Source organism: Candidatus Angelobacter sp., assembly GCA_035607015.1.
GTDB lineage: Bacteria > Verrucomicrobiota > Verrucomicrobiia > Limisphaerales > AV2 > AV2.
In genome coordinates this window covers 1-11,748 of sequence record DATNDF010000454.1, presented here as the reverse complement: position 1 = coordinate 11,748, position 11,748 = coordinate 1, and the positions used below count along the sequence as shown (strand labels likewise).

Here is an 11,748-nt window from a genome sequence, read left to right as displayed (position 1 = left end):
GGGGGGGGGGGGGCTCAATCCTTGTCAAGGCGAGGGCAGCTATGGGAACGCACAGAGGGAACAAATGCTTGTGGCGCGCTGGCGCTCCGCGATCTCTCTGTTCATACCGGGGCGCCCTGACCGCATACCAACCAGGAGGTGCGTTTGAAATACCAAGGCATACATCTGACGACGCGCGAGTGGGAAGTGACCGAACTTTGGGCCGCTCGTTTTACTGAAAAGGAGATCGCCAATCAACTGCACATCAGCCGCCACACGGTACACGCGCATGTGAAGCACGTGTATGAGAAGCTGGCGGTGCATGATCGCTGGACGTTAGCCAAAGTTGTCGCGGACTCAGGCCGCTTCCGGGCATCCAAGAGTCTCCGTAGCCTCGTACCCTATTGCAGGTGATAGCCTGAGTTTAACAGCGGTGATAAAAGTCACCCTCGACACCCAACGAACAAGGCGCAGGTGCTTATGAACATCACGGTATTCCAACGAATGTGGAGGAGGACCGAAAACGGGCGGGAGCGTTGTATCCGTCTGCTGATCCGCGTTCGCTCTCTTACCTGCCATTCCGACGGGGTGGTGGATGGCTTGTCTCGATTTGGTGGACGACCGCCCGTTGCTGGTGGCGGGCAAGCCCGAGGTGCGGCGTTACAAGGCGATTTACGTGTTGAACGGTTAATGGGATGAGAAAAATGACGGCGAATGAAGAACAGAACATGAATATTGGGCCAACTGGGAACATTGCAAACCCGCCGATCTCCCGTTCGAAAGGGCGGTGCTGGAAACTCATCATTTGCATGGAAACGCTCGCCTCGTTGATTCTCATACTATTGGCCTTTTCAAAGCTGGGGTTTGTTGCAGTGTATCCTAGAGAGTTTGCCGCAGAAAACTTCCTGCTATCTCCATTACCTAATTGGCTCGTTATGCTGGTTTCCGCCGCAATTGAAAGCTTTGTAGCAGTTAAAGTATTTCGGAATCTAAAGAATCCGATCTCCAGCGGTCTATGGCTTCTCTGGCTTTGCTTCGCAATTGGGCTGTACCGATTGGGGATGTGGATTGTGGCCCCACGTTCGGCTTGCCATTGCTTCGGCCTTATTGGGCTCCTTACCGGTTCATCCAAGCAGTACGAGAACGTTTGGGCTGTGGTCCTGCTTGTTTTTTTAGCTGCAATCGGTTTATCCGTTCTTCTTTTGTCCGTTCGCTTCAGGTGGACGCGCTCGGTAACCAATGTCGTCGTGGGGCTCTTGTCGGCTTTTTTGGCGAGACCAGCAAATTGCGCTGAAAATGCTCAAGCTTTGGGTATTTCAGGGACCATCTCCTCTGACTATTTTGGGCGTGACGGTAAGCAAATAAACTCCGCCATCAGCAATTTCAGGATTCTTGTCGAAGGCCGCCACTGGAAGCTATTCACTCAGCTGACGAATTCAGACTCCTATGCAATCGCTTCCGACGGGCGGACGACCTTTACCTTAATCCAGGCTCGGAATGTTCTGCTCCCTGCCGAAACAGCCTTGATTGATCCGTGGAACATTCCTACTGATACTCCGGCTGAGAGCATCCCTTGGTGGGCTTTTATTTTGTCGCGCGACACTGAGTTTGAAGTTACTAACCTACCCACGCCATGGACTGTCCCGCGCGGTGATTTGCAGTCGATGTTCTGTGACACAGAGATCACTTGGTCCGATTCGACACCTGCAGTGGTCGCCAAGGCCGAGTTTTACTATTCGGAGATGCGGGTTGCCTCTGCCTTGGACTCTCCGTTTCTGAATCGCCAAACACCCCCAAGGGGCGATGTTATAGGGCTGGTGAAAGCGATGAAGGGTTTAACGAATCGATTCCAAGCTGGAGAGTATGAAGTCACCAAGTGGACTAATACAGCTTATGGAAAGCTTCCTTCTAAGTTTCAACTGACTGTTTATGATGCGTTGATTGAACAGCTTTACATGTATGATCCGACGAATCACACCGTGAAATTACGGTCCTCGAGTGGTTTCGTATCTCCCGCTGTAAGGATCCGATACGAAGGGAAGGTGGACGGCATCGTCCCTGCAGAGTTTGGTGAACCGACTCCTCATCTAGGAAAGCCGATTTGGACCAGCGACTACAGGTTTCGAGGTTCCGGCACAGATTACGTTCAATACGGTCCAATTAACCACTGGACGACCAACAAAAGCGAGGTGGGCCCAACAATGAGCGGTATCGCGAAATTTAGAACAATCGCCGCCGTGGTTGAAATTCGGCCGGCGTTTTGGCACCGGCCCCTGTTCGTGATTGGTTTGATCATTATTTTAGCCTTCCCTCTCCTTCTTAAACTGCGCCGGAGGAGGGCGGAATGAAACGTCAAGGCGCTGCAAAGGAAAGAAAACAGAAATGAAAAAACTCGTCTGTCTCGTTGGAACAGCAGTTCTGTTGAACATGCCAGTCAACAGCCACGCCACCTGGGTTTGGGGCATGAAATGTTACTCGCCGTCCGGTTCAACGAACACAGCAGACTGCGGTAGCCCCGATGATCTCTGCCCCGGCACATGTTACCTAACAACTGTCAGCGGTCCTGGGGGATGGTGTACCTCCGCCAGTTGGTACAATACCTGCAACCAGATATCCCCGTCTTGGACAATAACTGTCACGACAACTCCAATGAACTGCGTTCTGGGTGCTCGCTACTACCAACCCGATTATTGTGATTGCGGAGGAATTGCGCAGGGTCCGCCTACAACGACGACGTACATCGGCGATTGCTAGCGTAGAAAGCATTCTGTTGGTAAACCAACCACTGAATGACTAACGTCAGCAACCCGTGGCGTGTTCTTCTCTGGGCCAAGGGGGTGTTGGCGTTGGTCGTCGTTTTTTCATTGTGTTTTGGTTTTAACTGGTTCCAGTTTGGTAGTGCCTTTGCGCACTGGCCACCTGACGGTCAGCCCACACTTGCCAGCCGCTTCAGCACGTGGGATGTTGCGCATTATTTGCGCCTGAGTCAAGACGGCTACCAAGCCGGGAACCATTCGTGCGCATTTTATCCGCTCTGGCCGGGAATGATCCACGCTGCGGCGGCGTTGACGGTCGGTCGGCCCTTGCTGGCCAGCCTGGTTCTGACGACCGTCCTGTCGGTCATTGGCTTGGGGTTGTTTTATCGGCTGGTGGAACGGCATTATCCGCCCGAGGTTGCCCGGGATTCGCTCATACTGATGCTGGCGTTTCCGGGCGCGCTGTTTTTCTCGTTTCCTTACACCGAGGCGCTCTATCTGGTGCTGCTCATGGTTTTTTTCTGGGGATTGGAACTGGAACGGTGGTCCTGGACCGCAGTCGCCGGTTTACTGCTGCCGCTGGCGCGGCCCGTGGGGATTTTCATGATCGCGCCGCTGACGTGGTATTTTTTCGAGCGCACGGACTGGGCGCGAGGCTTTTTAAGAGCAAAGGGGCGGGAAGGCGGCACTGCAACTTCAACAAATGCGGCCGGGTCGGACGCGCAACCGCCGGGTCCGGCGCGGCTCGCAGCCGGAAGAACGGGGAGCGCGCGTTGGCTCGTGCCGGTGATGCTGCTGCTTTGCCCGCTGCTGGGATACGCCGCTTATTTCGGGGTGATGTATGCGTGGACCGGCAATCCGTTCGAGGGGTTCGTTGCCCAGAAGGCTTATCCGAACTCGCCCTCGATTGCGAATATGTTCGATTTCCCGGCGTTCTGGAGCGCCTTCACGAACGTGGGCAGCCTGGATGGGATGATGGATTCTGCGTTGGACCGCGGCTTCTTTGTTTTGTTTCTGGCGTTGCTGCCGCTGATTTACCGCTTAAACAAGACGTGGTTCTGGTACACGCTTCCGACCGGGTTGGTGCCGGCGTTGACCAGTTATTTCATGTCCTATCGCCGCTATATCATGGTCTGTTTTCCGGTGTTTATCGTGCTCGCGATGTTGCTGGGCAAGACCAAGAGCCGCTGGGTTTTCTGGTATTATGTGGTGATCCTCGCGGTGCTGCAAGGGTGGGCGGTGAAACAGTTTGTCAATTTCAACTGGGCGGGATGAACTTCAACGTCCAAAGTTCGATGTCCAGAGTCCAAAGGCGGCAAAGAGGCGACTCTGCTGTCTGGCGGGGTGGAGCCGGTCCAGCGGGGCCATTGCCGAGCCGGGCGCCGGGGACTGCGGTTCGGTCGTGCGCTTTCACGCTGATGGAGTTGCTGGTGACGATCGCGGTCATTGCCGTTCTGGCGGCGTTGCTTTTGCCGGCGCTGGGCCGGGCCAAGGCCTCCGCACAGGGGGCCGAGTGTGCGAGCAACCTGCGACAACTCATTCACGCCTGGATGATGTACGGCGATGACAACAACGGCCAGTTGCCCTCCAACGCCGACGGTCAGGACGGCCGGGGAGTTTTCACCAACTGGGTCGCCGGGACGATGAGCCGCGCCAACGACGCGACCAACACGCAATTGTTGATTGACCGGCAGCAGTCGGCGTTCGCGGCGTACATTCCCACACCGTCGGTTTACAAGTGTCCCGGTGACCGCAGCCGGTTCGTGCGCAGCGTTTCGATGAACTGCCGGATGAATCCCACGCGCATCAAAGGCACGCCAGCGTTCATCGACGGCGGCAACAGCCGCTACCGGGACTATCGTAAATCCCAGGAGATCGCGCATCCTTCCGGCATTTTTGTTTTGCTGGACGAACGCAGCGACAGCATCAACGAAGGCTATTTCGGGGTGGACATGAGCAACACCGGGACGCGCGACGGCAGCGGGCCGGCCAATCCGTACTGGATCATTGATTACCCGGCCAGCTATCACAACAAAGCAGCGGAAATTGTTTTTGCGGACGGGCATGTGGAGGGGCATCGCTGGCTGGAGTGGACGACTCTGGTGCCGCTGGGCAGGGCCAGGCCCGGGAGCCACACCTCCCCGACCGATCGCGATGTGAAATGGATCCAGGACCACTGCACGGAGCCGCGGTAGAGAGCCAGCCCGACCGAACCAACCAACCGGCGACCGTTCTCCGCTGTCGGAAGTTCCCGGATGGCTGCGTGCCAGTTTGCGATCACGTTGGCGTATGCGCTGAAATTTCCGTTTGCCTGCAACCAGAACGTGAGATTCCTTGCTCATGCGTTTGTCCCGCTTGCCGGTCTGTTTGGCCTGGGCGCCGGTCATCTTTGGATAGGATGCGGTTGGTACGGGCGTGGCGCGTTAGGGATCGTGGTGGTCGTTTTTATGGCCGGATTGGCGGATTTCTACGCCCGGCTTTTCTTGTAGAGGGAAAGGAGCATTTTCTGATGCTGCTACCTCAGTTTCTCTTGTTCTGCGTGGTCGGCGTTAGCACGACCCTGGTGGATTTCACCGTGTTCAACTTGCTGACCCGGTCCTCGGTGGCCTGGCGGCGCATTCCGGCCAACACGGTTTCCGTGGCAACGGCGATGACATGGTCTTTTTTGGCCAACTGGTGGCTGGTGTTTCACCCCGCCGGACACGAATGGTTGAGACGCGCCGAGCGGTTTCTGGTCACGACGGCATTTTCTGCGTTCGTGTTGCAAAACGCGGTCCTCTATTTGACGACCTACGTTTGGAAGGGCCCGGCCAATCTCGCGCTCGCTTTGGCTCGCAAGCTGAGTCTTTCGCGGCGGCTGGGCGGTGACGTGGTCGCGCGCAACGCATGCAAGGCGCTGGGGGTGTCGGCCGGTCTGGTGTGGAATTTTTACTGGTACAAGTTTTTTGTTTATGCGGCGTAGCGTGGCCCACCACAGGCGATTGGAAGGCGAGGGGACCGGATTAGCCGACATCTCTGATGCCTTCTCTTTCCCCATCCGATGGGGCGAGAGGACAAGGCAGCAGGCCCGAGCGAAAAGAATTGATGTTAGTTCGTGCGAATAACTGGTTGGACTGGCGAGGGAAGATGTGCCGTTGGCTTCCGGTATGACGAAATGCATTGCGGTTTTGGTGAAATTCAAGTTGTGGCCGGCATTCCGGCGCTACGCGCAATTCTGCATCGTGGGCGGCGGGGGGATTGCCGTGGATATGGGATTCATCTGGTTGCTGGCGGGCAAGAACATGCTCGGCTGGAACTTGACCTTGAGCAAAGTCGTCGCCGCAGAGGTGGCCATCTTCAATAATTTTCTATGGAATGATCTGTGGACGTTCCAAGGGATGGGGGCGGAGCGCAGCCGCTGGCTGCCACGCTTGATTCGGTTCGGGAAGTTTAATTTGATCTGCCTGGCAGGAATCGGATTCAGCGTGTTGCTGTTGAACGTGCAAGTCTATTTGCTGAACGTAAACGTGTATCTGGCAAACTTCATCTCGATCATGTTGGTCAGCGTCTGGAACTTCCTCATGAATCTGAGATTCGGGTGGAAAGATCGTTCGAAGTAACCGGGCACTGCTTGATAAGGACGCGGGCCGGTTCCAAAAGGGACATGGTTCTGCGTTGGATTTCGTTGGACGCTCCGTGGAGTATTGTTGCGTACGTGAACGCCGGTAGCGCCTTTGGTTTTGTTTTGACGCGAGCGCCGGCCCGGCCTAGTCATAGGTCAAGTCCCGATACAACCTTAAGACGAAAGGCCCACTATGAAATGCTACGCACCTCGCGCGATCACTTCATCCTGCCGGCGGATGGCGCCGATGTTCGTGCTTTTGTTCGCGGCAGCGATTTCGGTTCCACACACCGCGTCGGCGGCCGACAACGCCAGACTGCGGATCATTTGTTTCGGCGCCCACCCCGACGATTGCGAAATTCAGGCCTCGGGCGTGGCGGCCATGTGGGCGTCGAAAGGTCACAAGGTCAAGTTCGTCTCCGTAACCAACGGCGACATCGGCCACTGGCGTGATGCCGGAGGGCCGCTGGCACTTCGACGCAAGGCGGAAGTCGAGGCTGCCGCCAAAATCCTCGGCATCGAGACTGAAGTTCTCGACATCCACGATGGCGAGTTGCTGCCGACGCTGGAAAACCGTCGTACGCTGACGCGCCTCATCCGCGAATGGAACGCAGACATCGTGATGGGCCCCCGCCCGAACGATTATCATCCCGACCATCGTTACACCGGTGTGCTCGTTCAAGACGCCGCCTACATGGTAACCGTGCCTTTCTTCTGCCCGGACGTCCCGGCGATGAAAAACAATCCGGTGTTCCTTTATTACCCGGACTCATTCCAAAAACCAAACCCGTTCCAGCCCGACATCGTGGTTTCCGTTGATGAGGTCATTGAGAAGAAGCTGGATGCGCTTGGCGTTATCGTCTCGCAGTTCGACGAAGGCGGCGCGAACGGGTCCGCCGATCTGTTTCCCGCCGATCCAGCCAAGCAAAAGCAGCGGCATCAGCAAGTGCGGGACGGTTTCGCCCGGCGCAATCAATCCATCGCCGATCGTTTCCGACCTCAATTGGAGCAGTGGTATGGCAAGGACCGGAAGGCGAAGGTCAAATATGCCGAAGCCTTTGAAATCTGCGAATACGGCCGTCGCCCTGACAAGGCGGAGTTGGCGAGGCTATTTCCATTTTTCGGGAAGTGACTGCGCGCCTGGCGGGCAGGGTCCGGGCCGGTCACGTCACGGCGCGATCCACCACGTTCGTCAAAGATCGACCCTGTCTTCATCAATCATCGCGGCGATGGATTCCGGCGCGTTTCCTTCAAACCGGTTGTTCACGTAAATAAACGCCTTCGTCCGGTCGCCCGCCATTTTCACCTTTTTTAGCAAGCGGGCCACCGCTGCGCGGCCTTCGGGATACGGTTCCTTGACCGCCTCATAAGGACTAAAAAGCCGGACCGCTTCCTCGTACCGCCGACCCGGTTTAAGCAGGAATCTGGCTCCCAGAAACTCCGGGCATGTGCGGCTGGCAGGAATCGCGATTTGCTCTCCGACGGGCGGCATGTCAGCCCAACTGTTGTAAACGTGCGCGACACCGTGACGCCGTAGCACCGTGAAATATTCGTCTCGCAGAAACTGCCGGTTGCGAACCTCGACGCCATAGCGCCATCCGCGGGGTATCTCCGCCAGAAAACGGTCCAGTGCTCCGACGAAGTCCCGGCCGCGCGCGAAATCACCCGGATAAAAGCGCGAGAACTCGATGATAAGCAGCCCCACCTGTTTCTTGAACGGTTCGCATGGGGCAAGGAATGCCGATGTGAAAAGGCGCGCGTTCAGAAAATCCGGATTTGCCTTGCCTGCCCGGGACCGAAACCGCGGCAGGTTGGGAAAAGTTTTGATAGTGATCTCATCCGTGACCTTGAGCGAAAAAAGAAAATCCTGCGGCACTTCGGAAACAAGATCCTTCCAAAACTGCGCGTCCGGAAAGCGGTAAAAAGTTGCGTCAACCGAGACCGTCTTGAAAACCTCTGCGTACTCAGCGAGACATCGGCGCTCGAATCGGGATTGTGAAAATCTGCCCCGCCAGACATAACGGGAGTCATCATAGAGTTGTCCGAGCCAGCCCGCGTATTGTGCCGTGTAAAAGATTATGCCGAGTTCAAACGTTGATTCCCTCGAAAGCCGAAGGAATCTCGCTCTTTTCTTTCTGCAACTTGGCATTATCTGGCAGCGTCGTTTGGTCGTGCTTGAACGGCAGGCGCGTTCAGCCGTGGCGCCAGCCAGCGAAGGATGCGGCCGTTCAAGCCCAGCACGAACCCGCAACAAATGCCGACATGTCCGTGGGGCAACTGCCAAATGTCGGGATGTCCCCATACCCGGGAAAGGTTTTCAATCTCGTCCTTGAGACAAAGCGAATCATAAATACCTGCTATCAACAAAATATTCTCCCTGGGGATGGCTGGCTGGAGAGCGGTTAAATTCATCGGTGTCATGTTGAATCTGTCGCATAACTCGCCAATGCTCTTCCATCTCCTGTGAATACGAGGACGGATTGCCATTTGTTCCACAGAAGCTTTGCAACACGCAGGAGCGCTTGCCATAACAACTGCGGCCACTCGTGCATCGTGGCACGCCACCATTCCCGCGTCAGCCGCTCCCCTCGAATAACCCCACAATGCGACAGCCGGGCAACCTTCCTTCAGCAGCCAGCCGGTCAGGGCGCGAATTTCGGCGATTGACTGGGCTGTTCCTTCCGCAAACTCAAGGCAATCGCCTCGGTCAAACTCCCTGCGCTGGCGGGGACGGCGTTGAAAGTGGTAGGGCGGCACCAACGTAGCCACATTAAATCCCGCGCGATTACAGTGGCGGGCGATCAATGGAAATCTGAGGTTATAGCTGGCTGAATCTTTCCAGCCGGGCAGCAAGATAATCACCGGTCGCTTCCGCCATCGTTCGGCGCAACGGTAAAGCCGTCCATGAACTACATTGTTTTCCTCGAATTCGCAAGGTCGCGGCGAGGGAAAATTGAAATGGAGAGAGCTGTCGAATTCAACTTGTGCTGGTTGACTTTCAGCGTGAACAAAGTCCGGTCCGTTCAAAAACTGAACTGCTTCTTCCAGCTTCGAGCCAAGGTCATCGACGGGTGCCATCAGTGTCATTAGCTGAATGGACGACCAGTCCAGGAATTTTGCCAAAGACGCGATCATTCGGTTTTAAGCTTCATCCCCTCGCTATCCGGCAGCCCTGGCTTATGGCGCCTTATCGCCATCACTTCGCCTTGATCATCCTTATTGAATGTCACTTGCGCGCCATTGATTACGAGGAAGAAATTGGTTTCCGATTCGGGATAAAGATCCAAAGGGCTTTGCCATGCGTTGTCCCAAAAAAGTTGCCAGACTAAATGATCTCCTTTTCGCCGGATAGTCACCGTTGCTCCAGTGTCAAACACGTTATCCGGCACAATTTCGTATTCGCCGATACAGGCATCGAGAAGCCTTGCGTCCAGCTTGATGGCTGCATGTGGTGTCGGCGCTAGGGGAGCCATTCGTGGCGGTTTCAAACATTGGAAGAGGCAACCCAGGAAGATGGCCATGGCGATGTCGCCTTGCAACCGGGACCCCTGGCGGGACGCAAACCAGGCGATGACAATTCCGGCGATCAGGGCGGGCGTCAGGACCAGGGTAGAAGCCATGAGGATAAGCGCGGGCCGACTCTGGCTCGTATGGAACCAGAATGCCGCAATCACCATCACAAGGAGATTCAGCGCGACGAAGCTCCATCGCGGGATGCGGAACCTGCCGACAATGATTGCCAGGAGGAGGGCAACAGGAATGGCGATCACTTGTGACGGTAGGTTGGGTGTCGCATCGAGCCAACCGCCGCGGATGGTGAGCATGAATGCGGCAGCAACAAAGCCACCGATTAACAGTCCGCGGAATCGAGCCAGTCTCGGAAACAAATCCGTCAAATAACTTGCCAGCACACCCGCTGCAAACATTGCCAGGATGACACCAAAGGGTCGCCAGAGCCATGCCGTGGGAGGGGCCGGTGCCGTCTGATGCACTGCGGCGCACGCGGCCTCGACGGCTGAATTCACCAGCACAGGATCAAATCCCTCAAGCACGTGATCTGACCAGGGAGAAATCACCAGACGCGCGTCCGTTCGGCTCTTGAGGAGCGCCGGTGTAAAGGTTTCCTCGAACCGGCCTGCCAGGAAAAGCAACGGCGGGGGGTGGTCACCCAGGACGGGAAAGGAACCGATGGCAATGAAAAGCCGCGGTTTCATTCCCTCTTCCCGCACTGCTTCGCCTCCCGTATAGCCACCTAGCGACCAACCCGCGAAAACATCCACCGGCCCGACCTCGCGCGCGACCGCCTCCAGCGTATGCACGGCGTCCATAAAATGGAATTTCCGCGGCGACGTTCCGTGCCCCGGTTGGTCAACGCTATAGCAAATAAATCCGGCGGCTGCGAGCGCCTCCCCGTAGCGATAGAGCGTCTCTTTCGAGGCAGCGTATCCATGGGTGAGCAGCGCGACCGGATGGGCTCCCGCACCTGTCGGAAAGAACTTAAGCGCAGGTGTCTCTTCGGCGAGCGTCACTTTCTGGACGCGAACGGCAGGCTCAACCCGATGCGAGAGCGCAACGCCGGTGACGAAGCAAACGGCGGCGACTCCGACAATCATCCAGTTCCGACGTGTGTGCATAGCGAACAATCATTAAGAACAGTCCTCAAAAGTTGTGATCGGCTGTCCTGCGAATTATGCCGAGTTGCGAAGTCAAGAAAAGGAGTGATTCCCTGAAAATATCAGGAATCACTCCTTTAACTCGGCATTATCAATTACACGGCACAATATGACTTATGCCGAGCTCGGCATAAGGGTTATTTCCAAGAAGACGTGCCGATGAACACACCCTGTTCCGCCAGACCCGCCGCCGCCGCTCTCAATCTGTCGCGGTCAAATGGCATGGGTGATGGTCGTCTTACTAGACGTGCCCTCGACGATCAAAGCCACGGTCGGTTGAACCTTCGGCCGAAACCTGCTCACGGTTTAACCCCCGCTCATCAGTATTCCTTCCCCAACAGCCGGTCCAATTTTTCGCGGTGGGAACGGCTCAACGTCAGTCGTGTGCCATTGCGCAGGATGACGGCATATTCCCCGTGAAACAGCGGCTGCAGCTCCTTGATGCGCTCGATGTTGACGATCGTCGAGCGGCTGATGCGTATGAATTCACTGGCGGATAGCTTGCGTTCCAAGGCGGACATCGTCTCGCGATGCAAGTGGGACTCGCCCCCCACGTGAAGGTTCACGTAATTGTCCGCAGCTTCAATCCAGTCGATTTCGTCGAGTTTCAGGACCAGAACCTTCCCGCCGGACTTGACGGCCAGCCGGTCCATGGGTTTCCCGCCCGTCTTGAGATCGGCAAGCAGTTCGACGACCCGGTCCCTGAGTTCGCCGGCTTGCCGGCGCTCAATCCGGTCGC

The 11,748-nt window shown here is 56.4% G+C and carries 11 protein-coding genes; 7 read left to right on the top strand and 4 right to left on the bottom strand.

The window, feature by feature from the left end; translation table 11 throughout:
• Positions 1 to 138: 138 nt before the first annotated feature.
• From VN887_18300 to VN887_18270, 7 genes are all read left to right on the top strand, one after another.
• A complete protein-coding gene (locus VN887_18300) occupies positions 139 to 393 on the top strand; it encodes a LuxR C-terminal-related transcriptional regulator (GenBank protein HXT41967.1) in 255 nt (84 codons plus the stop codon).
• A gap of 281 nt (positions 394 to 674) precedes the next feature.
• Positions 675 to 2,327, top strand: coding sequence for a hypothetical protein (locus VN887_18295; protein HXT41966.1), 1,653 nt, complete (start codon positions 675 to 677; stop codon positions 2,325 to 2,327).
• Between the two features lie 441 nt (positions 2,328 to 2,768).
• Positions 2,769 to 4,010: a hypothetical protein gene (locus tag VN887_18290; GenBank protein ID HXT41965.1), complete on the top strand. Its 1,242-nt coding sequence runs from the start codon at positions 2,769 to 2,771 to the stop codon at positions 4,008 to 4,010.
• Positions 4,007 to 4,930, top strand: coding sequence for a prepilin-type N-terminal cleavage/methylation domain-containing protein (locus tag VN887_18285; protein ID HXT41964.1), 924 nt, complete (start codon positions 4,007 to 4,009; stop codon positions 4,928 to 4,930). Before VN887_18290 ends, VN887_18285 begins: the two co-directional genes overlap by 4 nt.
• Before the next feature lie 314 nt (positions 4,931 to 5,244).
• Positions 5,245 to 5,697, top strand: a complete 453-nt coding sequence (locus VN887_18280; protein HXT41963.1) for a GtrA family protein — start codon at positions 5,245 to 5,247, stop codon at positions 5,695 to 5,697.
• A 208-nt stretch (positions 5,698 to 5,905) separates the two neighbouring features.
• Positions 5,906 to 6,334, top strand: coding sequence for a GtrA family protein (locus VN887_18275; protein ID HXT41962.1), 429 nt, complete (start codon positions 5,906 to 5,908; stop codon positions 6,332 to 6,334).
• 195 nt (positions 6,335 to 6,529) lie between these two features.
• On the top strand, positions 6,530 to 7,468 hold the full coding sequence (locus VN887_18270; protein ID HXT41961.1) for a PIG-L family deacetylase: 939 nt from the start codon (positions 6,530 to 6,532) through the stop codon (positions 7,466 to 7,468).
• A 60-nt stretch (positions 7,469 to 7,528) separates the two neighbouring features.
• Here VN887_18270 and VN887_18265 read toward each other — a convergent pair whose 3' ends face one another.
• The 4 genes from VN887_18265 to VN887_18250 form a co-directional block, all read right to left on the bottom strand.
• Entirely contained in the window at positions 7,529 to 8,485 is a 957-nt protein-coding gene (locus tag VN887_18265) for a DUF72 domain-containing protein (GenBank protein ID HXT41960.1), read from the bottom strand.
• Positions 8,485 to 9,471 (bottom strand): alpha/beta hydrolase family protein, encoded by a 987-nt coding sequence (locus VN887_18260; GenBank protein ID HXT41959.1) that lies wholly within the window; start codon positions 9,469 to 9,471, stop codon positions 8,485 to 8,487. Before VN887_18260 ends, VN887_18265 begins: the two co-directional genes overlap by 1 nt.
• The gene (locus tag VN887_18255) at positions 9,468 to 10,865 is read right to left on the bottom strand and encodes an alpha/beta fold hydrolase (protein HXT41958.1); all 1,398 of its coding nucleotides are present in this window, start codon (positions 10,863 to 10,865) and stop codon (positions 9,468 to 9,470) included. The genes VN887_18260 and VN887_18255 overlap by 4 nt, the downstream gene beginning before the upstream one ends.
• Positions 10,866 to 11,329: 464 nt before the next feature.
• Positions 11,330 to 11,748 (bottom strand): LytTR family DNA-binding domain-containing protein (locus tag VN887_18250; GenBank protein HXT41957.1); only part of this gene is annotated, 419 nt, incomplete at its 5' end.